Raw genomic sequence first — 24,388 nt, forward strand, 5'->3', positions numbered from 1 at the left:
CCGGGGCCGTCCGCTAGGCGCAGTCCGCGTCGAGCAGGTCGCCGTCCAGGTGCCGTACGAGCGCCTCGCGGTGCAGATCGGCGACCGGGGCGAGGAGGTCGGGGTGGCGCAGCAGGGCCGCGGCCCGGCGGTCGCGGTCGTCGGGGTGGGTCAGCCGGCGGAAGTCGGGGGAGACCCCGGCGACGTGCTCACCGTCCGCGAGGGCGGCCACCGCGTCATCGGCGAGCCGGGGGGTGGTGAGCAGGCAGGCCGCCCAGCTGGCCACGACCTCGTCGACCCAGCTCCGCCAGGCTTCCTCGGGGGCCTCGGGCCCGGACACGTCGGCACCGGTGAGCCAGTCCAGCCGGGCCGAACCACCGGGACCGACCAGTGCGACCAGTGCGGCGTCCGCCGCCGTGGGGTAGCGCAGCCAGGCGGCGACCGTGACGGCCTGCCGCGCCTGGGCCTGCGCGAGGGCCGTGTCGAGGGCGCCGCCGGTGACGGGGTAGGAGCGCAGCAGCCACTGCGCGGTGGAGGCTATGACCGGCGAGATGTCGGCGGACAACGGCACGGGGTCCCTTCTCTGGCGGGGAGGGGGCGGCCCGAGGAACCGGGCCTCCGGAAGCCTAGGCGCCCGGCCTATCGGGCGAAATGACGCAGCTCACGCGAAAGCCCCGAAATTCTGGCCGCGCCCGTGACGGCACCCCTGACGGCACCCCCGCCGCACCCGCCCACTGCCTCCCCGGCCCCGCCTCCCGTCCCCGCCTCCGGGTGACAACGCGGCGCCAACCAGGGCCAAGACGCCCCTCGCCCCGTTAGGAAGCGCCGTGCCCGGGAACCCGTGGTGAGGCCCGCCGCACGGTGCGCGGGCGGCACGGCCCACCGTTTCAGGAGGCATTCATGGCACACGGCGGCAACATCATCGACGAACTGACCACCGACCACCGCGAGGTCGAGGACCTCTTCCGCCGGATCGAGGCCATGCCCAGCGGCCACAAGGACCGCAAGAAACTCATCGACCAGGTCACCATCGAGCTGGTACGGCACTCGGTCGCCGAGGAGCAGTACCTGTACCCGGCGGTCCGCGAGCACGTGGCGAACGGCGGCCCGATGGCCGACAAGGAGCTCAAGGACCACGCCGAGGTCGAGAAGATCCTCAAGAAGCTCGAAGGCTGTTCCGCCGACGACCCGCAGCTGGACCAGCTCTTCATGCTCCTGAAGGACTCGGTCACCAGCCACGTCCAGGACGAGGAGGCCAACCTCTTCCCCCAGCTGCGCGCGGTCTGCTCCGCCGATGCCCTGGACACCCTCGGCGACAAGATCCGTACCGCGAAGAAGATGGCCCCCACCCGTCCGCACCCTTCCGCGCCCGACACCCCGCCGACGAACAAGCTGCTCGCGCCGGGGGCCGGGCTGGTGGACCGGGCCAGGGACTTCGTCACCGGCCGTGGGAAGCCCGCGTAGCGGCGCTGCGGAGCGGCGACGTCAGCACGCCCGGCCGGACGCAGACGCATGCCCGATCACGGGCGTATCGTCCCGATATGGTCGATGTGCGGTGTGGCAGATGCGGCAACCGGCCGGGGAGGCTGACGCGGTGACGGACATCTTCGGGTCCGCTGCCGCCGGGGGCTCCGACATGCTGCTGGACGCCCCCCTGGTCCAGGCCGTCCAGGAATCGGGGGCCTCCGCCGGTCTGGTGTTCCTGCTGCCCCCGGGCGACAGCCGGCTGCATCTGACCGTCATGACGGGCATCTCCCAGCGGATCGTCGCCCCCTGGGAACGGATGCGGCTGGCCGGATCGGTCCCGGTGACGGACGCGGTCCGCGAGCGGCGCCTGGTCTGGGTCGCCGGACACGAGGAGATGGCCCGCCGGTACCCCCGGGCCGCCCTCGCCCTGCCCTACGCCTTCGCGCTGGCCACCGCGCCGATCACCGCCGACGGGGCCGACTGGGGCGGCCTGGCGCTGCTCTGGCCCGGCTCGCACCCGCCGGAACTCTCCCCGCGCGAGCACGACAGCCTCCGCGCCTGCTGCCACCACCTGGGACTGCTGCTGCAGCACGCCGCCGACACCGGCCACCCGGTCCTCCCGGGCCCGGAGCCGCGGATCATCCCGGCGCTGCGGACCCGCGCGCCCGGTGCGGCCGAGGCGCTGGCCGCCTTCGACTTCGCCGAGCGGCTGCCCGAGGGCGCTTGCGCGCTGGACCTCGACGGCCGGATCACCTTCATCACCGCCACCGCCGCGGAGCTCGTCGGCGCCACCGTCGGCGAGCTGCGCGGCGCGCTGCCGTGGGAGGCGCTGCCCTGGCTGCACGACCCGGTCTTCGAGGACCACTACCGGGCCGCGGTCATCAGCCGGCAGCCGGTGTCCTTCACCGCGCTGCGCCCACCGGACTGCTGGCTGTCCTTCCGCCTCCACCCGGACGCCGGCGGCCTCAGCGTCCTGATCGCCCCGGCACCCACGGACCGGCCGAGGGACCGGACCGGGGACGGGCCCGCGGACCTGCCCGTCGCCGCGGACCGCCCCGTGGACGGCTCCGGCCCGAGCACGCCGGCCGGGCCCGCCGGGCCGAGCCGCACGGACGTGCTCTACCACCTGCTGCACCTGGCCGCCGCGCTGACCGAAGCGGTCGGCGTGCAGGACGTGACCGAACGGGTCGCCAACCAGATCATGCCCGCCTTCGGCGTACACGCCCTCGCCCTGACGACCGCCGCCGAGGGACGGCTGCGCATCGTCGGCCACCGCGGCTTCACCGCCGACGTCCTGGACCGCTTCGAGGGCCTGACGCTGACCGCCGACACCCCCGTCGTCCGCGTGCTGAGCAGCGGCGTCCCCAGCTTCTTCGCCACGTTCGAGGACCTCAGGCGGGCCTACCCCGAGGCCGTCCTGCAGGACGACATGGCCGCCTGGGCCTTCCTGCCCCTGATCGCCTCCGGCGCACCCGTCGGCTCCCTCGTCCTCGCCTACGACCGGCCCTTCCCCTGGTCCCCGCAGGAACGCGCGATGCTGACCTCCCTCGCCGGGCTGGTCGCCCAGGCCCTGGACCGCGCCCTGCTCTACGACACCAAACACCGGCTCGCCCGCAGCCTGCAGGCCGGCCTGCTGCCCACCGGCCTGCCCCGCATCCCCGGCCTGGACGTGGCCGCCCGCTACCTCCCGGCCGGCCGGGTCACCGACATCGGCGGCGACTTCTACGACCTCATCCACCTCGGGGACCGCACCGCCGCCGCGGCCATCGGCGACGTCCAGGGCCACAACGTCAACGCCGCCGCCCTCATGGGCCAGGTCCGCACCGCCGTCCACGCCACCGCCGGCGCGCCCCCGGGCGAGGTCCTCGCCCGCACCAACCGCCTGCTCACCGACCTGGACGCCGGACTGCTGACCAGCTGCCTCTACGTCCACCTCGACCTCGCCGAGCACCGCGCCCGGATGGCCAGCGCCGGCCATCCGCCCCCGCTGCTGCGCCATCCGGACGGGTACACCGAGGTCCTCACCCTGCCGCCCGGCCTGCTGCTCGGCATCGACCCCGACACCGACTACCCGACGACCGAGATCACCCTCCGGCCCGGCAGCGTGCTCGCCCTCTACACGGACGGACTCGTCGAATCGCCCGGCGGCGACATCGAGGAGGAGATCGCCGGCCTCGCCGGCCACCTCGCCCGCTCCGGGCCCCCGCCCATGGAGACGCTCGCCGACGACCTCCTCCGCCGCACCGGCCTCACCTCACCACGGGGCGACGACATCGCGCTCCTCCTCATCGGCGCACTGGCCGACGACGACGGCGGCACGGCCCCCGGCACCGGACGTGACACACCTGGAAGGGACTGCTCCGATGGCTGACCGGACCACCGATGTGTGGGGGGCACGCACCCCGTACGGCGCGGGCGACCGGTGGCCGCCCCGCGGGGACCGGTACCTGACCGTGCCGGACGACGAGGTCGAGCGCTGGGTGCCGTCCGCCTGCGTGCTGTGCTCCAACGGCTGCGGACTGGACATCGCGGTCGCCGGCGGCCGCATGGTCGGCGTACGCGGCCGGGAGGACGACCGGGTCAACCACGGCCGGCTGGGGCCCAAGGGCCTCTACGGCTGGCAGGCCAACCACTCCGGCGACCGGCTCACCCGGCCGCTGGTCCGCACCGACGGCGCCCTCCGGCCGGCGGACTGGGAGACCGCGATGCGTGCGGTGACCGACCGGTCGAAGGCGGTGCTCGCCGAACACGGGCCGCTGGCCATGGCCTTCTACACCAGCGGCCAGCTGTTCGCCGAGGAGTACTACGCCCAGGCGCTGATCGCCCGCGCCGGCATCGGCACCCCGCACCTGGACGGCAACACCCGGCTGTGCACCGCCACGGCGGAATGGGCGCTGATCGAGAGCTTCGGCAGCGACGGCGCCCCCGGCTCGTACACCGACATCGACGTCTGCGACACCCTGCTGCTGGTCGGCCACAACGTCGCGGAGACCCAGACCGTGCTGTGGTCGCGGATGCTGGACCGGCTGCACGGCCCGGACCGCCCCCGGCTGGTCGTGATCGACCCGCGGGCGACGCCCACCGCGCGCGAGGCCGACGTCCACCTGGCCCTCCGGCCGGGCACCAACGTCGCCCTGCTCAACGCCCTGCTCCACGAACTGATCGACCACGACCGGATCGACCGGGCCTTCCTCGACGCGCACACCGTCGGTTTCCCGGACCTGGCGGAGGTGACCGCGCAGTACCCCGCGGAGAAGGCGGCCGGCATCTGCGGCGTACCGGCCGACGACATCCGCGCGGCCGCCCGGATCATCGGCACCGGACAGCGGCTGGTCTCCACCGTGCTGCAGGGCGTCTACCAGTCCCACCAGGCCACCGCCGCGGCCGTCCAGGTCAACAACATCAACCTGGTCCGCGGCATGATCGGCCGCCCCGGCTGCACCGTCTTCCAGATGAACGGCCAGCCCACCGCCGAGAACACCCGCGAGACCGGCGCCGACGGCACCCTGCCCGCGTACTTCAACTGGCAGAACGAGGCGCACGTACAGCAGCTCGCCGACGCCTGGAACGTCGACGCCCTGCAGATCCCGCACTGGTCACCGCCCACCCACGCCATGGAGATCTTCCGGCACTGCGAGAACGGCTCGATCCGGTTCCTGTGGATCACCGGCACCAACCCGGCCGTCTCCCTCCCCGAACTCCACCGCATCCGCGCCATCTACGGCTCCGACCGGCTGTTCCTCGTGGTCTCCGACGCCTTCCCCACCGAGACCACCGCCCTGGCCGACGTCGTCCTGCCGGCCGCGATGTGGGGCGAGAAGACCGGCTGCTTCACCAACGCCGACCGGACCGTGCACCTGTCCGAGCGGGCCGTCGACCCGCCCGGTGAGGCCCGCAGCGACTTCGACGTCCTGCTGGACTACGCCCGGCGCATGGACCTCACCGACCGGGACGGCCGCCCCCTGCTCCCGTGGAGCCGCCCCGAGGAGGCCTGGCACGACTTCATCGCCCTCACCAAGGGCCGCCCCTGCGACCAGTCGGCCCTCACCTACGACGCGTTGCGCGACGCCGCCGGCATCCAGTGGCCCTGCACCGACCGGGCGCCCGACGGCACCGAACGGCTCTACACCGACCACCTCTTCCCCACCGCGGCCGACCGCTGCGAGGACTACGGCCACGATCTGACCACCGGCGCCCAGAAGGACGCCGACACCTACCGGGCCCACGACCCCGACGGCCGGGCCGTCCTCAAGGCGGCGCACTACCTGCCGCCGCACGAACCGGTCGACGAGCGCTACCCCCTGCAGCTCACCACCGGCCGCACCGTCCACCACTGGCACACCCGCACCAAGACGGCGCGCAGCCCGCAACTCCAGGACGCGGCGCCCGAGATGTGGGTCGAACTGCACCCCGAGGACGCCGCACACGCCGGCATCGCCGAGGGCGACCTGGTGCGCGTCGCCTCCCGCCGCGGCGACCTCGTCGCCCCCGCCCTGCTGCGCGGACCCCGGCCCGGCGTGGTCTTCGCCCCGTTCCACTACGGCTACTTCGACCAGGCCGACCCCGACCGCCACAACCGGGCCGCCAACGAACTCACCCGCACCGAATGGGACCCGGTCTCCAAACAGCCGGTCTACAAGGTCACCGCCGTCCGCATCGTCAAGGTCGCCGATGCCGCGGTCGGCGGCCGGCCCGTCGTCATCAGCGAACCCGGCCTCAGCGCCGTGGCCCCGCCCCAGCCCCCGAAGGAGCGGCCATGAGCAAGACCGGCCTCCTGCTGAAGGAACTCCACGCCGCCGAGACCGAGTTGGCGGCCGCCTACCACGCCGTGGCCGAGCGCCACGCCGCCGACCACGGCACCTACTACCCGTGCCACACCCTCGCCGCCCAGTGCGACGCCCACGCCGAGCAGATCCGCGGCTGGGGCGAACGCTACGGCGCCGCCCTCCACCCGCCGGTCCACTCCGACCTGCTGACCGCGGCCCGGGACGCCCTGCGCCACGAAGGCTCCGCACTCCTCGGCCGCCGCCCCGGGTCCGGCCTTCTTCTGTTGCGCGATCTGCGCCGGCTGTACGTCAGGGCCGAGGCCACCTACATCAACTGGATCATGCTCGGCCAGGCCGCCCGGGCCCTCCGCGACCAGGACCTGCTGACCGCCCTCGGCCCGCTCCAGCAGCAGACCCGCACCCAGGCCACCTGGATCACCACCCGCATCAAGGAGGCCGCGCCCCAGATCCTGGTGGCCACCGACTGATCACGGCTCACGCGCCGCCGGTGGAGCGGGAGTCGGCGTGGTCCGGGAAGAGGGTGCGGGCCACGTGGTGGGTGTCGGCGTACTCGATGACCGAGGTGATCCGGCCGTCGCGGACGGTGTAGATGCCGAGGCAGCGGTTGTCGTACCGGTCGCCGTGCACGGTCGTGGCCCTCGCCGTCCACTCGGCGACCACCCGGTCGCCCTCGGCCACGGTGCTGACCAGCGCGATCTCCATGGTGCCGGGGACGAAGGCGGGCCCCATGCCGCCGAGGAAGTCATCGACGATCGCGTCACGGCCCTGCCACACCCGGGAGACCGGCAGATCGCCCGGGTAGTCCCAGGTGGCGTTTTCGGCGAAGCTGTCGCGGATGACGGCCGCGTCGCCGTCACGGACGGCCTCGACGTAGCGGATGACGACGGACCGGGGGTCGGTGAGGGTGCTCATGAGTGTGCTCCTTCGTTCGGGATGCGTTCCCGGGCCGGGGTTTTCCGGCCCGGAGGGGTTCAGGACAGGGTGAGGACGGCCTTGCCGCGGATCCGGCGGTCGCGCAGGTCGGTGAGGGTGGCCGCGGTGTCGGCCCAGTCCGCGACCCGGCCGATCTCCGGGTGCAGCCGGCCCTCGTCGGTCAGCCGGACCAGCGCCGCCAGGTCGTCGTCGAGGCGGGTGTCCGCGTCGAGGTAGTGGAAGTGCCGGAGCACGGCCGACTCGGGGCCGCGGAAGAAGTCGAAGAAGTCGAGCGTGGCAGGGGTGCGGCTGGCCTGGCCGAACCAGATGAGCGTGCCGCGCCGGGCCAGCCGCGCCAGAGCGAGCGGGAGGGCCCGGCCGCCGGTCGACTCCAGCACCAGGTCGTACGGACCGCTCGCGTCGGCGACCTCATGGACGATCTCCGCGGCGCCGAGTCCGGCCAGCCGGGCGCCGCGTTCGGCGTCCCTCGTCACGGCGGTGACCTGCGCCCCCGCCGCGGCCGCGAGCTCGGTCACGTAGTGGCCCACACCGCCGGACGCACCGGTCAGCAGGACCCGCCGGCCCACCACCGGCCCGGCGGCGCGCAGCAGCCGCAACGCGGTGAGCCCGGCCAGCGGCAGCGCCGCGCCCTGGAGCACCGGGACCCCGTCCGGCAGTACCGCGAGCGCATCGGTCGGCACCGCCACGTACTCGGCCCAGCCGCCCGCCATCGGGTGGCCGACGACCCGGGTGATCCCGGACGGTCCGCTTCCGTCGGCGGCCGGCTGCACCACCAGCCCCGCGACGTCCTTCCCCGGGCGCTCGCCGGGGACCGGACGCTCCAGCTTGAACGTCTCGCCCCGGTTGACCGAGAACGCCTCGACCTTGACCAGCGCCTCATGGGGACGCGGGGTCGGCTCCGGGACGTCGGCGAGCACGACCGGCTCGGCGGGGTCCCCGGTCGGTATCAGGGCTTTCATCGTGGTCGGTCCTCCTCGGTGGCCTCCGGGGGCCCTCCCCGGTGCCGCGCCTGGTGCGGCGTCAGGACCATCTGACCAGGCAGCGGGCCGGCCCGGCCAACAACCGGACCACCCGGCCGACAACGCGCGGTTGTCGCATAAGGTCAGCGGCATGGATCTCGACCTCGCCCTGGTCCGCGCGTTCACCACGACCGCCGGGACGCTGCACTTCGGGCGGGCCGCCGAGGAGCTGAGGACCAGTCAGCAGGCGCTGTCCAAGCGCATCGCACGGCTGGAGGAGCTGCTGGCCGTGCGGCTCTTCGTGCGCACAGGGGGCATCCGGCTGACCGAGGCGGGCGAGCGGTTCCTGCCGGCCGCGCACGAGGCGCTGGCGGCGGGCGAGCGCGCGGTCGCGGCGGTGAGCGGCTCCGGCCCGGCCGTACGGATCGACACCTGGGGACACCTCTACGCGCCGATGCGCACCGTCGCCCAGGCCGTGCAGGCGCTCGGGCCGGTGCGGCTGGAGCCCGGCCCGGGACGCGACTGGCCCTCGGTCGCACAGGCCCTGCTGCACGGAGCGACCGACCTGGGCTTCGGCCGGGTGCATCCGCTGCCCGGCGACCGCGACGCCGGGCTCACCCAGCGGCTGGTGCGGCTGGAACCGGTCGACGCGGTGGTCGGCCCCGACCATCCGCTGGCCGGCGCGGAGGCGCTGCGTCCGGCCGATCTGCGCGCGTGCACGCTGTGGTGCCCGGCCGAACTGACCCGGCTGGACTTCCTCCGCCGCTTCGCCGACGCCTTCGGCATCACCCGGCGGCAGGACGGCCCCAACCTCGGCCTGGACCACCTCGTCCAGCACCTCCGCGGCGACACCGCGTGCTTCACGCTCTTCCCCGCCGACGCCCCGCTCCCCGACCACGCGGGCCTGCGCGCGATCCCGCTCGTCGAGCCGGTCCCGCTCTACGCCTGGTCGCTGGCCTGGCGCGAGTCCGCCCGCCACCCGCTGCTCGACACCCTGCTCCGCGGCTTCACCGAAACCGGCCGCTCCCGCCGCTGGCTGGACTACACGCCCCGGCGCGACTGGCTCCCCGACACCGACCACGCGAAGCTCGCCGGGGACCGGGGATGACGGGGGCCAGCGGCGTCACGGCCGGGGACGGACACCCCTAGCCGGCGCGCGGGCCCTCGCGGTCGATCAGGGTCTGCACCCCGTCGAGGATGCGGTCCAGACCGAAGGCGAGCGGGTCCTCGCCGGTGGGGGCGAAGGCGCCGGCGGCGATGGCCTTGGTCAGGGCGGGGAAGCGGTCGGCGTGCCGGTCGAGGAGCTCGCCGGTGAGGCGGTTCCACTCCTGGTCCTGCTCCGCGTCGAAGTCGGTCGACTGCTGGGCGAGGTTGCGGATCAGCCCGACGACGAGCAGGAAGACCTGGTGCCGCTGCGCCGCGGTCAGACCGGTCGGCTCCAGGGCCGCCAACGCGGCGTCCAGCCAGCCCAGTTGGTGCGGTCCCATGGCCTGGCGGCGCATCGCGGTGGCCGCGAGCAGCCAGGGGTGGGCCTGGTGGACGGCCCAGGACCGGCGGGCCCATTCGGTCAGCTGCGGCCGCCAGCCGTCTCCCGCCACCGAGAGGTCGGGCCGCTCCGCGAGCACGGCCTCGACCATCAGCTCGACCAGCTCGGCCTTGCCGGGGACGTAGCGGTACAGGGCCATCGCCGAGACGTCGAACGCGCCGGCGACCTTGTTCATGGAGACGGCCTCCAGGCCCTCGGCATCGGCCAGCGCCACGGCGGCCTCCGCTATGCGGTGGGGGGTGAGGCTGGGCTTGGGCCCCCGGGTGGGCCGGTCCTGCTCGCCCCACAGCAGCGCGAGGCTCGCGCGCACGTCCCGCGCCTCCTTGGCCTTGGTGGTCCTGGCCACGGCGGTCCTCCTTCTCCTCGCGGTCGACGGAAGCCGGTTGACGTCCGCTCCAACTGTATATACCGTAAAGCTCACTGCTGATGGCATAAACAGTTTAGGGGGGACACCCATCATGCTGGGAACCGTTCTTGGGGCTTCTGCCGCCGCCGTCGTTGCCGCACCCGCGGCGGGGGTGCTGGGGTACCGCCAGGTCAAGCGCACCGCCCTGGCGCGGCGGCTGCGCATCACCGCACCCGGGGGGATCGACGAGGCCGGTTTCGTCCGGATCGGCGGCATCGACCAGTACGTCTCCGTCCGCGGCGAGGACCGCCGCAACCCGGTCGTCCTGGAGCTGCACGGCGGCCCCGGCGCGTCCAACCTGGTCTTCGTCCCGCGCACCCGCGCATGGGAGAAGCACTTCACGATCGTGCGGTGGGACATGCGCGGCGCCGCCAAGACCTTCGGCCGCGGCGGCCCGGCCGGGCAGGGCGAGATGAGCCTGGCGCGGCTGCAGAGCGACGCCCTGGAGCTGACCGAGCACCTCCGGGCCCGGCTCGGCGTCGGCAAGGTCCTGCTGGTCGCCAACTCCTTCGGCACGTTCGTCGGCCTCCGCCTGGCCCGCAGCAATCCGGAGCTGTTCTCCGGCTATGTCGGCACCGACCAGAACATCGCCGCGGGCGGCCGCGACCGGTCCTCCTACCGCGCCCTGTGCGAGCGCCTCCGGGAATCCGGCAAGCGCAAGGAGCTGGCCGCCGTCACCGCCATGGGACCCGACGCCGCCGCCTGGAGCGCCGAACAGTGGTCGCAGTACGCCAAGTTGGTCGTCACGTCCGACCTGCTGACCTACGACACCATGAAGACCGTGGTGGTCCGCTCGCTCTGGTTCTCCCCGCTGCACAGCCTGGGCGAGCTGCGCACGTACTTCAAGGGCATGAGCTTCTCCGAGCAGCTCGGGCCCGCGGCCATGGGTATCGACGAATGGGCCGAGGGGACAGAGTTCCGCATCCCGTTCTTCCTCTTCCAGGGCGACCGCGATGTGCTCACCCCGCCCGAGCCCGCCCGGCGGTTCTTCGACGACGTCACCGCGCCGGTCAAGGACTTCGCGCTCATACGCGACGCCAGCCACTTCGCGTCGTTCCGCCACCCCGACCAGTTCCTGGACCTGATGCTCACCAAGGTGCGGCCCGTGGTCACCGGCCGGCCGATCGCCTCCTGACCGCGCGGGCGGGTGCGGGCCCCGGCGAGGCCTGCCCGCACGGCTCTGCCCGCACGGCTCTGGCCGCGGGTGCCGGACCGCAGCTGTCAGACCGCAGCTGTCAGACCGCCGGTGTCAGACCGTGGGGGTCGCCGCCCAGCTGGCCAGCAGTCGTAGTCGTTCCTCGGTCTGCGAACCGGGCTCCGGGGTGTAGACCACCAGCATCTGGTCCGGCTCTCCGGATACGGTCAACGTCTCGTAGGGCATGGTGAGTTCACCGACCACGGGATGCCTCATGCGTTTCGCCCCGGCGGTCTTCTCCTTGACCAGGTGGTCCGCCCACAGCCGACGGAAGTCCTCGCTGCCCAGCGACAACTCGCCGATCAGCGTGGCCAGTTGCCGGTCGTGGGGATGGCTGCCCGCGTCCAGGCGCAGATAGGCCACCGTCTCCGCGGCCACCGCCGGCCAGTCGGGGTAGACCTCGCGCGCCTGCGGGTTGAGGAAGACCTGCCGCGGCATATTGCGTTCCGCGGGCGGCATCTGGGAGAAGCCGACGACGGCGTCGCCCAGCGCGTTCCAGGCGAGCACGTCCATGCGCCGGCCGAGGATGAAGGCCGGGACCTTGTCGATGCTGTCCAGGAGGAGACGCAGTCCCGGGCGGACCTTCTGGGGCGCGGAGCCGGCGGCGGCCTTCCGGCGGGCGGCGGGCCTGGCCACCGTGCGCAGGTACTCCTGCTCGGTGTCGTCGAGGCGCAGCACGCGCCCGACGGCGTCGAGCACGGCATCCGAGACGGAGGGGCCGCGGCCCTGTTCCAGGCGGATGTAGTAGTCGACGCTGACGCCCGCGAGCTGGGCGACCTCCTCCCGCCGCAGGCCCGGCACCCGTCGCCTGCCGTGCCCGGGCAGTCCGACCTCCTCGGGCTGGATGCGGGCGCGCCGCGAGCGCAGGAAGTCGCCGAGTTCCCGGTCCGGGGATATGTCCATGACGTGATCCTAGGCGCCGGGGCCGATCCGCTCCTGGTACTGCCAGACCCAGGAAAACGGCAACCCTGGGTAAGGGCGGCGGACCGGAGCAAGGTGAGGTCGTCGCCGGGGGACGCCCGGCGGCACACCACCTCTCACCAGGAGTTCCCATGTCGTACGACACCCTCACCGGCCGTACCGCCGTCGTCACCGGAGCCGCCAGCGGGATGGGCGAGGCCACCGCCCGGCTGCTCGCCTCGCACGGCGTGCGGGTGGCACTGCTCGCCCGCCGGGCCGAGCGGCTGACGCAACTGGCCTCGGAGATCGAGGCAGCGGGCGGGCAGGCCCTCGCGGTCGTCACCGACGTCACCGACCCGGCGTCCGTGGAAGCGGCGACGGCACGGGTACACGCCGCGTACGGCCAGGTCGACCTGGTGGTCAACGCGGCGGGCGTGATGCTGCCGAACCCGATCACCGACGGCCGCTCCGACGAATGGCAGCGCATGCTCGACACCAACGTCGCCGGCGCGCTCCGCGTCATCCGCGCCTTCACACCCGACCTGATCGCGGTGGCGGAGTCCGGCCGGACCGCGGACCTGGTCAACGTCTCCTCGATCGGCGCGCACATCCCCTTCCCGAATTACGCGGTGTACGGCGCGACGAAGGCCGCGCTGACGTACCTCTCGCAGTCCCTGCGCACGGAGCTGGGCCCGCGCGACGTCCGCGTCACCAACATCGAGCCGGGCCTCACCGACACCGAGCTGGGCGGCCACATCGACAATGCGGAGCTGTCCGGGCAGCTGGACGGGATGTTCGACGCCCTGACCGGCCTGTCCGCGGACGACATCGCGGACCTGATTGCCTACACGACCAGCCGCGCCCGCCACGTCAACCTGCGCCAGGCCATCGTGCTGCCGACCCGCCAGGCGTGAGCCGGGAGAGCGGGCGGGGAGGGGGAAGCGAGGGGGAGGGGGAGGCGGAGGTGCCCGGTGTGTGAGACCTCGCACATCGGGCCGGTGAATCTGGTGGATTCCCGCGCTTTCCGTGTATGCCTGGTATTCGCCTTCGCCCGGTTGAGGTGAAGTGACCGGGATTACCCGGTGAGGTGCCGAATGCGCAGCGCAATCACCGAAATCCCATCTCCGCATTTCTTTGTCGAATTTCCGTACACCAGGGGGATTGCTCGAGAGGGGCAACAGAACCGTGCATCGTCTGAAGGTGGCTGCGACCACACTTGCCGTCGGGGCGCTCGTTTCGGTCCCGGCGATCGCCGAGGGCGCCGCGAAGTCCTCGTCCCAGCCGTCCACCACCGCCCGCCCCTCGGCTGACGTCGCGCCCCGGCCCGCATCGGCCGGACCGGCCGGAATCCCCGGCAGCTGGACGACGAAATTCGCCGATGAATTCAACGGGACGACGCTGTCCCGCACCTGGACGCCCGGCTGGTTCGGCACCGGGGTCACCAAGCCGGTCAACGGTAAGGAACAGGCCTGCTACGACTCCCGCAACGCCACGCTGCCCGGCGACGGCGCCCTGCATCTGAAGGTCAAGGCCGGCAGTTCGACCTGCGGCGGGCAGACCAAGCCGAACACCGGGGCGCTGGTCAGCAGCAACGGCCGGTTCTCCTACACCTACGGCACCGTGGAGTGGCGCGCGTACCTCCCCTCCAGCGGGACGCAGATAGCCAACTGGCCCGCCCTGTGGTCCAACGGCCAGAACTGGCCGACCGACGGTGAGAACGACACGATGGAGGGCCTCGGCGGAAAGGCCTGCTTCCACTTCCATTCGCCCTCGGGCGGCCCCGGCAACTGCGTCCCCGGCAACCTCAGCGGGTGGCACACCTTCGCCTCCGACTGGGAGCCCGGCAGCGTCACCTACTACTACGACGGCGTGAAGGTCGGCCGGATCGCGACGGGCATCACCCGCTCCCCGCAGTACCTCGTGATGGACCACACGGTGTCGTCGTCGATCGGCGGACCGACCGTTCTGCCCAGGGACATGAAGGTCGATTACGTACGGGTCTGGCAGCACTGAGGCCCGCCGGGAGGGGCGTCCCGGCCAACCGCCATACTGCGTGCGATCTTTCTCCCCGCCCGAAGGGAATCGCACGACGTGAACCCGCCTGCCTCCGCCTCCTTCACCCGCACCTCGGTCGCCGTCGTCGGCGCCGGGCCCGCCGGGCTCACCGTCGCCAATCTGCTGCGCGCGGCCGGTGTCGACTGCGTGGTACTGGAGGCGGAGAGCAGGGAGTTCATCGAACAGCGGCCGCGCGCCGGCTTCATGGAGGAGTGGGCGGTACGCGCCCTGTCCCGGCACGGTCTGGCCGGCCGGCTGCTCGAAACGGCCGAGACCCAGGAGAAGTTCGAGTTCCGGTTCGACGGGCAGCGGCACACCTTCCGGACGGCCGAACTCTCCGGCCGCCGGCACTTCGTCTATCCCCAGCCGTTGTTGGTCACCGACCTGGTCGCGGCGTACGTCGACCGGGCGGGCGGTGACGCCCGCTTCGGTGTGCGCGACGTCCGGCTGCACGACATCGACGGTGACCGGCCCGCCGTGTCGTACACCGATCCCCGGACCGGCGCGCGGCACCACATCTCCTGCGACATCATCGCCGGTTGCGACGGCGCGCGGGGGGTGACCCGGGCGGCGATACCCGCCGGACGGACCGTCCTGACCCGCTACGACCACGGCGTCGCCTGGCTCGCCCTGCTCGCCGAGGCCCCGCCGTCCGCCGACGGCGTGGTCTTCGGCATCCACGAGCGCGGGTTCGGCGCCCATATGGCCCGCAGCCCCCAGGTCACCCGCTACTACCTCCAGGTCCCGCCCGGTGCGGACGCGGACGACTGGCCGCACGCCCGGGTCTGGGACGAACTGCACACCCGGCTCGCCGCCGCCGGGGCCCCGCCCCTGACCGAAGGGCCCCTGCGGGAGAAGGTCGTCCTGGACATGCACAACTACGTTGTGGAACCCATGGCGTACGGCCGGCTCTACCTGGCGGGCGACGCCGCACATCTGGTCGCGCCGATCGCCGCCAAGGGCATGAACCTCGCGATCAACGACGCCCTGCTGCTCGCCGAGGCGCTCATCGCGCACCACAACGGTGACGACACCGGCCTGGCCGGCTACTCGGACGCCTGTCTGCGGCGGGTCTGGCAGTACCTGGAGTTCTCGCAGTGGCTCTCCGAGGTGCTGCACGGCGCCTCGTCCGGCGACCGGTTCCGGGCCGGCACGGCCTCCGCCCGGCTGCGGCGGCTGCTGGTCTCCCGTCCGGCGGCCGAGGCGTTCGCCGGTCTGTACCTCGGCGAGGAGGCCGATCTGTGAGGAGGCCGATCTGTGAGGAGGCGGATCTGTGAGGAGCCGATCTGTGAGGGTGGCGGATGAGGGAGGAAGCGGATGGGGGAGGAGGCGGATCTGTGCGGCCGCCGGCCCGCCGGACCGGCCGACCGGGCAGGCTGACCCGGCGGGACGACTTCCGGTGGCATGGCTCACAGGGAGCCGGAGGGTGATGTCCCGGAACGCTGGGTACGGGCCTCATGATCGCCGGGCGGGATACCGCGTCGAAGTGGTAGAAATTCGGCGAAACCATCGATGAGCCGCCAGGGAGAAGGGAGACGCCATGTCCTCGAAGCGCCGTCGCAAGAAGAAGGCACGCCGCAAGAACGGAGCCAACCACGGCAAGCGGCCGCAGTCCTGAACTGAGGACACGACCGTCCTCACCCGTAGCCGGCCCCCTGGGGACGACTTCCGTCAACCCCACGGGCGCCGGCTACGCCTTCGTACGGCCGGGGCCTTACCGATCCTGGTCAGCGCCCGGACGGGGGCTTCGTCAGGGCGTCGGCTATGCGGAGGGTGGCCTGGACCTGGGTGGCATCGCGCCGGACCGGGTTGAACGACAGGACCGCACGCCGCTGTTGGTCCCGCGTGGCGACCATGGCCGAGGCGTAGCCGAAGCGTTCGCCGGTCTTGCCCCAGAAGGTGATCCCGTTCACCGTGACCGTCTGCAATCCCGCGGCGTAGCGCGCCGGGGTGCCGTCCAGCATCCGCACCTCCTCCGGCGGCAGGGTGAACATCCGGTCCAGCTCACGGGGCGGCAGCAGCTCACCGGAGAACAGGGCGGTGAGGAAGCGGTCCAGATCGCCCGTGGTGGAGATCATCTCGCCCTCGCCCCAGGCCTCCGACTGGTCGAAATCGGTGATGTCCAGCAGCGACCCGTCCGTCATCTGCATATAGCCGTGCACATGCGGGCCGTGGATCCGCGGGTCGTTGCCCGGCACGCAGGTGTGGTGCAGGCCGAGCGGGCGCAGTATGCGGTCCGCGACGACCTCTCCGTAGGGCCGGCCGGTCAGCCGCTCGATGAGCAGCGCCAGCAGGACGTAATTGATGCCGCGGTACTCCTGTTTCCGGCCGGGCGTGAACTTCATCGGGCCGGGCGGGAGGAGGGCGACGAGCTGCCGGGGTGTCCACCGGTCGTAGCGGTGCCGGGCGATGGCCTCGGGCGTGGACAGATCCGGTGCGCCTTCCTCGTCGGGGAGCCCGCTGGTGTGGTTCAGCAACTGCAGCACCGTGATCGGCGGGAACCCGGCCGGCAGCAGCCCGGGCAGCTGGCGCTGGATCGGCGACTCCACCGCGACCCGGCCCTCGGCCGCCAGCTGGAGCACCACCGTGGCGACGAAGACCTTGGTGATGCTGCCGATGCGGAAGGTGTCGCGGGCCTGGACCGCACGGCCGGTGTCCCGCTCCGCGACGCCCGCGGCGCCGTACCACCGGCCCGCCGAGCCGCTCACCCGCACCTGCGCCGCGGTCAGCTGCGGATGGTCCAGATCGCCGATGGCGGCCCGCAGTGCGGGAACGTTCAGCGGAGGCACCGGCACCGGCGCCGGGGGAGTGGGGTGGGCGGACGGGGCGGTGCGGACGGACGGGACGGGCCGGTGCGGCGGGCGCGGGCCGGGCGCGCAGCCGGTGGCCTGGGCGAGGCCCGGCGTCGCCATGACCGCCGCACCGGACAGCGCCGCACCCACAACTGCCCTGCGGGACAAGGAAGAAGAACTCATGTGACTCAGCATGAGGAAAATCCGCCGCGATTCCGTCAGGGCTTTCCCCGACCTGTCCCTGATCCGCCCCTGAGACAGCCCTGAGACAGTTCTGAAAGAGCTCTGATCCGGCAGCGCAGACCATGACACTCACCATCAAACCCCTGGCTAACAGGAAACATCAGTATGTGATCTAGAATCGGCGGATGATCTTCATTGTCGTCAAGTTCCCCGTGAAGCCCGAGTACGCCGAAGAGTGGCCGCAGCACGTCCACGCCTTCACCGGGGCCACCCGTGCCGAACCCGGCAACCTGTGGTTCGAGTGGTCACGCAGCCTGGAGGACCCGAACACCTACGTCCTCGTCGAGGCGTTCCAGGACGACGCCGGCGAGGCGCACGTCAACTCCGACCACTTCCGCGCCGGTCTGGAAGCCATGCGCCCGCTGCTGCGCAGTACCCCCGAGATCGTGAGCACCACCATCGAGGGCGCCCACGGCTGGAGCGCGATGGGCGAACTCACCATCGACTGACGAGACCGGCGAGACCGGCGAGACCGGCAAGACCGACGAGAAGGACGAGACCGGCGAGACCGGCGGGGTGACGACGAGCGAGGGCACCGGACCGGCCCGCTCAGCCGACCAGATGGTCGAGGAACCAGTCCCGGGCGAGCTCGGACACCTGGTCCAGGGCGCCGTGCTCCTCGAAGAGGTGGGTGGCGCCGGGGACGACGTCGAGCCGGGTCTCGCAGCGCAGGGCGGATTCCGCCTCGCGGTTGAGGTCGAGGACCAGCGGGTCGTTGCCGCCGACGATCAGCAGGGTCGGTGCGCGGACGCCGGCCAGCAGCGGCCCGGCGAGGTCCGGGCGGCCGCCGCGGGAGACCACGGCGCCGATGTCCGCGCTCGGGGAGGCGGCGGCCCGTAGCGCGGCGGCGGCCCCGGTGCTCGCGCCGAAGTAGCCGATGGGTACGGGGACGCGGCCGCGCAGCCACTCCGTGGCGTCGGTCAGCCGCTCGGCCAGCGTCTCGATGGCGAAGACGTTCGCCCGGTTGGCTTCCTCCGCCGGTGTGAGCAGGTCGAAGAGCAGAGTGCCCAGGCCCGCCCGGTTGAGGGCGGTGGCGACCAGGCGGTTACGGGGGCTGTGCCGGCTGCTGCCCGAGCCGTGGGCGAACATCACGACCGCCTTGGCGCCCGCCGGCAAGGTCAGATCGCCGGTCAGCCGGACCCCGGCGGCGTCGATGGCCACTTCCTCCTCGACGTCCACGTCCGCCACGGCGGCCGCGCCCTCCTCGGCGCCTGCGCCTTCCCCGGCGCCCGGATTCTCCTCGGCGGCCGCGCCGGCACCCGTACCGGGCCGGGCGGCGGCCTGCGCCAGCAGGGATACCACTTCGTCGTCGGGGGTCTGGGAGAAGTCCTGGTACCACTCGCCCACGGCGGAGAACCCGAACGGCGTGGAGAGACAGACGAATTCATCGGCGCTGCTGCGGAGTCGTTCGGCCGCGTCCGGAGGCGCCACCGGCACGGCGAGCACCACCCGGGCCGCGCCCTGCGCCCGTACCACCTCACAGGCGGCGGCCGCCGTGGAGCCGGTGGCGATACCGTCGTCCACCAGGATCGCGGTCCGTCCTTCCAGGGACAGCCGGGGGCGGCCGGCGCGGAACTTCTCCGCCTGGCGCACCAGTTCCGCCTCCTCGGCGCGCTCGACGGACGCCAGGTCCGCCTGGCCGAGGTGGCCGCGACGGACGATGTCGTCGCTGATGACCCGCACGCCGCCCTCGCCGATGGCGCCGAACCCGAGCTCACGCTGGTACGGGACGCCGAGTTTGCGGACCACGATCACATCGAGCGGTGCGTTCAGCGCCCGCGCCACCTGGAAGGCCACCGGGACCCCGCCCCGCGGCAGGCCCAGCACCACGGGCTCTTCCTGCGCCAGCTGCCGCAGCGCTTCGGCAAGGCGCTGACCTGCGTCGACGCGGTCGGTGAACAGCACGATGGGCACCCCCTGCCCAGGGGACGGATGTCACGTCCATACCTGTCTCGGACCCCGTACACCTGTCTCCGACGTAACCGCAAGTGGAGGGCGGGCGCAAGTCGGGCCGGTCGCCGTCGGCCGTACACGGGCCGGATGCCGCCGACCGTGGTTACCGTCGTTCCCATGGAACACATCCGGGCGGTGCTGATCGATATCGACGGGGTGCTCACGGTGTCCTGGAAGGCGCTGCCGGGCGCCGTCGAGGCCATAGAACGGCTGCGCGCCGCGGACCTCCCGCTGGCCCTGGTCACCAACACCACCTCGCGCACCCGCGCCGAGATCGCCCGGCGACTGAGCGGGGAGGGCTTTCCCGTCGGCGCCGACGACATCCTCACCGCGCCCGCGGTCACCGCTGCCTACCTGCGGGAACACCATCCTGACGCGCGCTGTCTGCTGATCAACAGCGGTGACGTCCGGGCCGATCTGGAAGGCGTCGAGATCGTGCCGGGGACGGACCGCCCGGGGACGGAGCGTCCGGAGACCGACTCCGGGGCGACGCCGGATGTGGTGGTCTTCGGCGGGGCGGGCGAGGAATTCAGCTACCCGGCGCTGAACGCGGCGTTCCGGCACCTGCGGTCCGGTGCCCGGCTCGTCGCCATGCACCGCAATCTGTACTGGCGCACGGCACAGGGGCTGGACCTGGACACCGGCGCCTTCCTCCTGGGCCTGGAACGGGCCGCCCGGGTCGATGCCGTGGTCACCGGAAAGCCGTCCGAGGCGTTCTTCGCCGCGGCGCTGGCGCACCTGGGCACGTCCGCCTCCGAGGCGCTGATGGTGGGCGACGACGTCGAGTCCGACGTGCTCGCGGCCCAGCGCTGCGGGATCACCGGGGTGCTGGTGCGGACCGGCAAGTACCAGTCCGAGGCCGTCGAGGCGGCCGACGGGACCCCGGACCGGGTCATCGACTCGTTCGCCGATCTGCCGGCGCTGCTGGGCCGCTGAGCAGCGCGGCGATGTCCGTCGCCGTCCAGTGGCCGTGGGCGCCCGGGCAGCCGGCCAGATAGCCGGCGGCGCGGCGTGCGCTCCAGCCGTGGGAGGCGATGATCCCGGTCGCGATGTGGCGCAGATAGGCCGCGGACGGCGGGTTCAGGCCGACGGTGCCGTCGGCACTGCTCCAGGGGGCCGTGAAGGTCAGCACCGGCAGGCCCTCCAGCCGCCCGGCACACACCAGCGTTTCGTAGCGGCCCGGGCCGATGCGCGCCCGTCCCTCGCGCAGCACCTCCGTGAGCTCGAGCTCCCCGCCCGGTTCCCGGTACATCTCCTGGGCGGCGATGTCGGAGAACTGCTGGGGCGTCAGGAGGTAGAGCCGCGCGGGGAGTTCGGGGGCCCGGCCGTCGGTGCCGTGCGGCGCTTGTGGGGCGCGGTGGTCGGGGTCGTAGAAGGCGCGGCCGCCGGTCCACACCTGCGAGGTGGTGGCGAAGTACATCCGGCCGGGCAGCATGACCGGCTCGGAACGGGCGGGCGGGCGCGGGTCCCGGCAGCCGGGGTAGCTGCGCAGCCCGCCGGGCGGACGCCCGCCGGCCAGGTAGTACGTCAGCCGGTCGAGGTGCATGTTGGAGCCGTAGGCGGCGTACCACAGATGGCGCTCGCCGTCCGGACGGGCGGTGGCGTCATCGAGGCGTCGGGGCCTGGTCACGTCTTCACGCTACGCGCCGGGGGAGGCGTTGCGCCTGCTCCGCCCCCTGCCGTCGCCCGAGGGGGCCGGAAATGGCCTGACCCGGCCGGGTCGGCGAAAGGAGGGCGGCGGCGCGGGTTTTGCGCGGAATCGGCTGGAGAAGCGCACTGGACGGAAAGGGACGCCCGAAGGACGGAGGCAGTGTGCCGGACACCGCGCCAGGAACCGCAACGGACCGGACAGCACGGCGGACAACGGACGGAGCACCGGGGAGGGCAGCGGGCGTCGGCCGCCGGGAGATGCTTGCGGCGTCCGCGGCGGCCGGCCTCACACTGCTCACCGGCTGCGGGGAGGCGCCGTCCGCCGGCCGCTCGGACGCCAAGCCCGCGCCCTCGCCCTCGCATGCCTCGCCCACCACGCCCGGCCCGCACGGTTCTCCCACCCCGGCCCGGACACCGCACCGCGCCCGCCCCGAACTCCCCCGCGGCGGCCGGGAGTTGTTCCCGCGGTACCGGATGGTCGGCTTCTGCGGTCTGCCCGGTGCGGCGGCGCTCGGCCGGCTCGGTACCGGCGATCCGGCGGAGCGCGCCGACGAGATCGAGAAGACGGCCCGCCGTTTTGCGGCGGGGCGCGAACCGCTGCCCGTACTGGAGCTGCTGGCCGTCGTCGCCAACTCCACCCCCGGCCCGGACGGCACCTACCGCTCCCGGACGCCCGCCGCGACCATCGCCCGCTTCCACCGGCTGGCGCGGCGCCGCCGAGCGATGCTGCTGCTGAACGTCCAGCCCGGGCGGGCGGCGGTGCTCGACGAGGTCAAGGCGCTGCGGGAGTGGCTGGTCCACCCGGACGTGGGGGTGGCACTGGACCCCGAGTGGGAGATGGGCCCCGGCGGGATACCGGGCGACTCCTACGGGCGGACCGACGGCCATGAGCTGACCTCGGTGGCCCGCTATCTGTCGGGGCTGGTCGAGGCGCACGACCTGCCGGAGAAACCGCTGGTCTTCCATCAGGTCGCCACGTCCGTCGTACGGGAGCAGTCCGCGCTGCGGCCGCAGCCGGGCGTGGCGCTGATCAAGAGCGCCGACGGCATCGGCTCGCCGGGGCTCAAACGCGGTACCTGGAAGCGGCTGGTGCGCGATCTGCCGGACGGGCTGCACACCGGTTTCAAGCTCTTCTACGAGGAGGACGCGGAGGGCGGCAGCCGCCTGATGACGCCGAAGGAGGTGCTGGCGCTCAGGCCGCAGCCGGAGTACGTGATGTACGAGTGAGCAGGCCGCCCGCGGGCGGACGGGAACTTCAGTACCAGTGCCGGTCCGCCCGTGCCCGCCAGGCGTCGTAGGCGCGGGCGCCCAGCTCGGGGTGGAGCTGCTCCATCGTGATCGCGCGCCGGTCGATCGGTTTGCCGAATTCCTCGTACTGGAACGAGTCGTCGAATCCCAGTTTCCGGGTCTCCTCCAGATCGCAGCTGAAATACACCGCGTCCAGCCGCGCCCAGTAGAGGGCGCTCAGGCACATCGGGCACGGTGCGCCGCTGACGTAGATCGAGCAGCCTTGCAGCATCCGGGCGCGGGCGGGTACCGGATCGGAGGAGCCTTCCGGGCGCGGTACGTACGCCAGGGTGCTTTCGCCCTGGCGCTGCCGGGAAATGGAGGGGGCCTCGGGGTTGAGCCGGCGCACGGCCGCGCGGATGCATTCCACCTCGGCGTGCGCGGTGGGGTCGCCGGTGAGCAGGACGCGGTTCTGGCCGCGGGCGATGATCTCGCCGTCGCGGGTGAGCACCGCGCCGAAGGGGCCGCCCCAGCCGTTCTCCACGGATTCGGTGGCGAGCCGGGCCGCCTCCGCCATGAGGTCCTCCGGGTCCATCGCGCAACCTCCGATCGGCATCGCCCCTCGCGCGCCACCGGGGGAACCGGCTGAGCCGGCAGCAGCCCGTTCGGGGCAGAAATTGCTTGTGGGTGAGGCTACTTCACGGCGGGCCCACCTGCGCCGCGGGCCGTACGGAGGCACCATGGCCCTATGTTGCTGGCCGATCTCGCGCAGGTGTCAGGGGAGGTGGCCGCGACCTCCGCGCGGTCGCGGAAGATCGCGCTGCTGGCCGGGCTGTTCCGGGCCGCGGCGCCGGAGGACGTCCCGGTGGTCATCCCGTATCTGGCCGGGCGGCTGCCCCAGGGGCGGATCGGGGTCGGCTGGAGCGTGCTGCGCGAGCCGGTCCCGGCGGCGGAGCGGGCCACGCTGACCGTGGAGGAGGCGGACGCGGCGCTGACCGGGCTGGCCGGGGTCGCCGGGGCCGGGGCGCAGGCGGAGCGGCGCCGGCGGGTGCGGGAGCTGCTGGGCGCGGCGACCGCCGAGGAACAGCGGTTCCTGGTCGCGCTGCTCACCGGCGAGGTGCGCCAGGGCGCGCTGGACGCCCTCGCGGTCGAGGGGCTGGCCGCGGCGACCGAGGTGCCGGCCGAGGACGTGCGGCGGGCGGTGATGCTCGCCGGCTCGCTGCAGGACGTGGCCCGGGAGCTGCTCGCGGAGGGGCCGGCGGCACTGACCCGCTTCCGGCTGACCGTCGGCCGGCCGGTCGGGCCGATGCTGGCGCACAGCGCGAAGTCCGTGGCCGAGGCCCTCGACAAACTGGGGGCCTGCGCCGTCGAGGAGAAGCTCGACGGCATCCGCGTCCAGGTGCACCGGGACGGCCCGGACGTACGGATCTACACCCGCACACTGGACGAGGTCACCGGGCGGCTGCCCGAGGTGACCGCCGCCGCCCGGGAGCTGCCGGCCGACCGCTTCATCCTCGACGGTGAGGTGATCGCCCTCGGACGAAGCGGCCGTCCGGTGCCGTTCCAGCAGGTCGCGGGCCGGTTCGGCTCACGGGTCGATGTCGCCGCCGCGCAGGCCGCGCTGCCGCTGTCCGTGGTCTTCTTCGACGTGCTGGCGGTGGACGGCCGGGAACTGCTGGAACTGCCGGGCGCCCGGCGGCATGCGGAGCTGGCGCGGCTGGTGCCGGAGCCGATGCGGGTGCGGCGCTGTGTGGTCGAGGACCCGGCCGATCCCGCGGCCCGCGCGGCCGCCGAGGAGTTCTGGACCCGGACGCTCGACCGCGGCCACGAGGGCGTGATGGTCAAGGCGCTCGACGCCCCGTACAGCGCGGGCCGCCGGGGTGCCGCCTGGCTGAAGGTGAAGCCGGTGCACACCCTGGATCTGGTGGTGCTCGCGGCGGAGTGGGGGCACGGCCGGCGCACCGGAAAGCTGTCCAACCTCCACCTGGGCGCCCGCGACCCGGACGGCGGGTTCGTCATGCTCGGCAAGACCTTCAAGGGGCTCACCGACACCGTCCTCGGCTGGCAGACCGAGCGGCTGCGGGAGCTCGCGGTGTCCGACGACGGGCATGTGGTGATCGTGCGGCCGGAACTCGTCGTGGAGATCGCCTACGACGGGCTGCAGACGTCCTCGCGCTACCCGGCGGGGGTGACGCTGCGGTTCGCGCGCGTGGTGCGCTACCGGGACGACAAGACGGCCGCCGAGGCGGACACGGTGGGCACCGTCCTCGCCGCGCATCCCGGCGGGGAGGCGTAG

General features: G+C 73.0%; 23 protein-coding genes. 14 read left to right on the plus strand and 9 right to left on the minus strand.

All coding sequences use genetic code 11. The annotated features are described in order from the left end of the window. Positions 1 to 13: 13 nt before the first annotated feature. Positions 14 to 544 carry a hypothetical protein gene (locus tag ACGF4C_RS11350; RefSeq protein WP_393565476.1) on the minus strand — a complete coding sequence of 177 codons (531 nt, stop codon included), beginning with the start codon at positions 542 to 544 and terminating at the stop codon, positions 14 to 16. 335 nt (positions 545 to 879) lie between these two features. Here ACGF4C_RS11350 and ACGF4C_RS11355 point away from each other — a divergent pair, with 335 nt between their 5' ends. From ACGF4C_RS11355 to ACGF4C_RS11370, 4 genes are all read left to right on the plus strand, one after another. Next, positions 880 to 1,443, plus strand: coding sequence for a hemerythrin domain-containing protein (locus ACGF4C_RS11355; protein WP_393565287.1), 564 nt, complete (start codon positions 880 to 882; stop codon positions 1,441 to 1,443). Between the two features lie 172 nt (positions 1,444 to 1,615). Next, positions 1,616 to 3,817 (plus strand): SpoIIE family protein phosphatase, encoded by a 2,202-nt coding sequence (locus ACGF4C_RS11360; protein ID WP_393565477.1) that lies wholly within the window; start codon positions 1,616 to 1,618, stop codon positions 3,815 to 3,817. After that, on the plus strand, positions 3,810 to 6,206 hold the full coding sequence (locus tag ACGF4C_RS11365; RefSeq protein WP_393565289.1) for a molybdopterin oxidoreductase family protein: 2,397 nt from the start codon (positions 3,810 to 3,812) through the stop codon (positions 6,204 to 6,206). The genes ACGF4C_RS11360 and ACGF4C_RS11365 overlap by 8 nt, the downstream gene beginning before the upstream one ends. After that, positions 6,203 to 6,700 carry a hypothetical protein gene (locus ACGF4C_RS11370; RefSeq protein ID WP_393565291.1) on the plus strand — a complete coding sequence of 166 codons (498 nt, stop codon included), beginning with the start codon at positions 6,203 to 6,205 and terminating at the stop codon, positions 6,698 to 6,700. The genes ACGF4C_RS11365 and ACGF4C_RS11370 overlap by 4 nt, the downstream gene beginning before the upstream one ends. Before the next feature lie 7 nt (positions 6,701 to 6,707). On the opposite strand, the gene ACGF4C_RS11375 is transcribed toward ACGF4C_RS11370, so the two are convergent. Both ACGF4C_RS11375 and ACGF4C_RS11380 read right to left on the minus strand, forming a co-directional pair. After that, positions 6,708 to 7,145 carry a nuclear transport factor 2 family protein gene (locus ACGF4C_RS11375; protein ID WP_393565292.1) on the minus strand — a complete coding sequence of 146 codons (438 nt, stop codon included), beginning with the start codon at positions 7,143 to 7,145 and terminating at the stop codon, positions 6,708 to 6,710. Between the two features lie 59 nt (positions 7,146 to 7,204). Then, a complete protein-coding gene (locus ACGF4C_RS11380; RefSeq protein ID WP_393565293.1) occupies positions 7,205 to 8,125 on the minus strand; it encodes a zinc-binding dehydrogenase in 921 nt (306 codons plus the stop codon). A gap of 151 nt (positions 8,126 to 8,276) precedes the next feature. On the opposite strand from ACGF4C_RS11380, the gene ACGF4C_RS11385 reads away from it, so the two are divergent. Beyond that, positions 8,277 to 9,233 carry a LysR family transcriptional regulator gene (locus ACGF4C_RS11385; RefSeq protein WP_393565295.1) on the plus strand — a complete coding sequence of 319 codons (957 nt, stop codon included), beginning with the start codon at positions 8,277 to 8,279 and terminating at the stop codon, positions 9,231 to 9,233. Between the two features lie 37 nt (positions 9,234 to 9,270). Here the strand turns inward: ACGF4C_RS11385 and ACGF4C_RS11390 are convergent, their stop codons facing one another. After that, positions 9,271 to 10,017 carry a TetR/AcrR family transcriptional regulator C-terminal domain-containing protein gene (locus ACGF4C_RS11390; protein ID WP_393565296.1) on the minus strand — a complete coding sequence of 249 codons (747 nt, stop codon included), beginning with the start codon at positions 10,015 to 10,017 and terminating at the stop codon, positions 9,271 to 9,273. Positions 10,018 to 10,129: 112 nt separating this feature from the next. On the opposite strand from ACGF4C_RS11390, the gene ACGF4C_RS11395 reads away from it, so the two are divergent. Beyond that, positions 10,130 to 11,212 (plus strand): alpha/beta fold hydrolase, encoded by a 1,083-nt coding sequence (locus tag ACGF4C_RS11395; RefSeq protein ID WP_393565298.1) that lies wholly within the window; start codon positions 10,130 to 10,132, stop codon positions 11,210 to 11,212. Positions 11,213 to 11,326: 114 nt separating this feature from the next. On the opposite strand, the gene ACGF4C_RS11400 is transcribed toward ACGF4C_RS11395, so the two are convergent. Next, positions 11,327 to 12,175, minus strand: a complete 849-nt coding sequence (locus tag ACGF4C_RS11400; protein ID WP_393565300.1) for a helix-turn-helix transcriptional regulator — start codon at positions 12,173 to 12,175, stop codon at positions 11,327 to 11,329. Between the two features lie 149 nt (positions 12,176 to 12,324). Between ACGF4C_RS11400 and ACGF4C_RS11405 the strand changes: the two genes are divergently transcribed. The 4 genes from ACGF4C_RS11405 (at position 12,325) to ACGF4C_RS11420 (ending at position 15,845) form a co-directional block, all read left to right on the plus strand. Beyond that, the gene (locus tag ACGF4C_RS11405) at positions 12,325 to 13,086 is read left to right on the plus strand and encodes an SDR family oxidoreductase (RefSeq protein ID WP_393565302.1); all 762 of its coding nucleotides are present in this window, start codon (positions 12,325 to 12,327) and stop codon (positions 13,084 to 13,086) included. Positions 13,087 to 13,372: 286 nt separating this feature from the next. Beyond that, positions 13,373 to 14,185 carry a family 16 glycosylhydrolase gene (locus ACGF4C_RS11410; protein ID WP_393565303.1) on the plus strand — a complete coding sequence of 271 codons (813 nt, stop codon included), beginning with the start codon at positions 13,373 to 13,375 and terminating at the stop codon, positions 14,183 to 14,185. Between the two features lie 78 nt (positions 14,186 to 14,263). Further along, positions 14,264 to 15,472, plus strand: a complete 1,209-nt coding sequence (locus ACGF4C_RS11415; protein WP_393565305.1) for a 4-hydroxybenzoate 3-monooxygenase — start codon at positions 14,264 to 14,266, stop codon at positions 15,470 to 15,472. A 295-nt stretch (positions 15,473 to 15,767) separates the two neighbouring features. After that, a complete protein-coding gene (locus tag ACGF4C_RS11420) occupies positions 15,768 to 15,845 on the plus strand; it encodes a 50S ribosomal protein bL37 (protein WP_370454205.1) in 78 nt (25 codons plus the stop codon). 109 nt (positions 15,846 to 15,954) lie between these two features. On the opposite strand, the gene ACGF4C_RS11425 is transcribed toward ACGF4C_RS11420, so the two are convergent. Continuing rightward, positions 15,955 to 17,202: a serine hydrolase domain-containing protein gene (locus tag ACGF4C_RS11425; RefSeq protein ID WP_393565307.1), complete on the minus strand. Its 1,248-nt coding sequence runs from the start codon at positions 17,200 to 17,202 to the stop codon at positions 15,955 to 15,957. Positions 17,203 to 17,387: 185 nt separating this feature from the next. Between ACGF4C_RS11425 and ACGF4C_RS11430 the strand changes: the two genes are divergently transcribed. Beyond that, on the plus strand, positions 17,388 to 17,711 hold the full coding sequence (locus tag ACGF4C_RS11430; protein ID WP_393565308.1) for a putative quinol monooxygenase: 324 nt from the start codon (positions 17,388 to 17,390) through the stop codon (positions 17,709 to 17,711). 100 nt (positions 17,712 to 17,811) lie between these two features. Here ACGF4C_RS11430 and ACGF4C_RS11435 read toward each other — a convergent pair whose 3' ends face one another. Next, positions 17,812 to 19,167 carry a phosphoribosyltransferase family protein gene (locus tag ACGF4C_RS11435; protein WP_393565310.1) on the minus strand — a complete coding sequence of 452 codons (1,356 nt, stop codon included), beginning with the start codon at positions 19,165 to 19,167 and terminating at the stop codon, positions 17,812 to 17,814. A 165-nt stretch (positions 19,168 to 19,332) separates the two neighbouring features. Between ACGF4C_RS11435 and ACGF4C_RS11440 the strand changes: the two genes are divergently transcribed. Next, on the plus strand, positions 19,333 to 20,151 hold the full coding sequence (locus ACGF4C_RS11440) for a TIGR01458 family HAD-type hydrolase (RefSeq protein ID WP_393565311.1): 819 nt from the start codon (positions 19,333 to 19,335) through the stop codon (positions 20,149 to 20,151). Here ACGF4C_RS11440 and ACGF4C_RS11445 read toward each other — a convergent pair. Further along, complete coding sequence (locus tag ACGF4C_RS11445; RefSeq protein WP_393565313.1) at positions 20,108 to 20,845, minus strand: histone deacetylase; 738 nt, start codon at positions 20,843 to 20,845, stop codon at positions 20,108 to 20,110. The genes ACGF4C_RS11440 and ACGF4C_RS11445 overlap by 44 nt on opposite strands. Before the next feature lie 278 nt (positions 20,846 to 21,123). On the opposite strand from ACGF4C_RS11445, the gene ACGF4C_RS11450 reads away from it, so the two are divergent. Continuing rightward, positions 21,124 to 22,092 (plus strand): hypothetical protein, encoded by a 969-nt coding sequence (locus ACGF4C_RS11450; protein WP_393565315.1) that lies wholly within the window; start codon positions 21,124 to 21,126, stop codon positions 22,090 to 22,092. A 28-nt stretch (positions 22,093 to 22,120) separates the two neighbouring features. Here ACGF4C_RS11450 and ACGF4C_RS11455 read toward each other — a convergent pair whose 3' ends face one another. Then, positions 22,121 to 22,708: a nucleoside deaminase gene (locus ACGF4C_RS11455; RefSeq protein WP_393565317.1), complete on the minus strand. Its 588-nt coding sequence runs from the start codon at positions 22,706 to 22,708 to the stop codon at positions 22,121 to 22,123. 132 nt (positions 22,709 to 22,840) lie between these two features. On the opposite strand from ACGF4C_RS11455, the gene ACGF4C_RS11460 reads away from it, so the two are divergent. Beyond that, the gene (locus ACGF4C_RS11460) at positions 22,841 to 24,388 is read left to right on the plus strand and encodes an ATP-dependent DNA ligase (RefSeq protein WP_393565319.1); all 1,548 of its coding nucleotides are present in this window, start codon (positions 22,841 to 22,843) and stop codon (positions 24,386 to 24,388) included.

It is taken from the genome of Streptomyces sp. NPDC048197, assembly GCF_043202395.1.
In the GTDB taxonomy this organism is placed as follows: Bacteria; Actinomycetota; Actinomycetes; order Streptomycetales; family Streptomycetaceae; genus Streptomyces; species Streptomyces siderophoricus.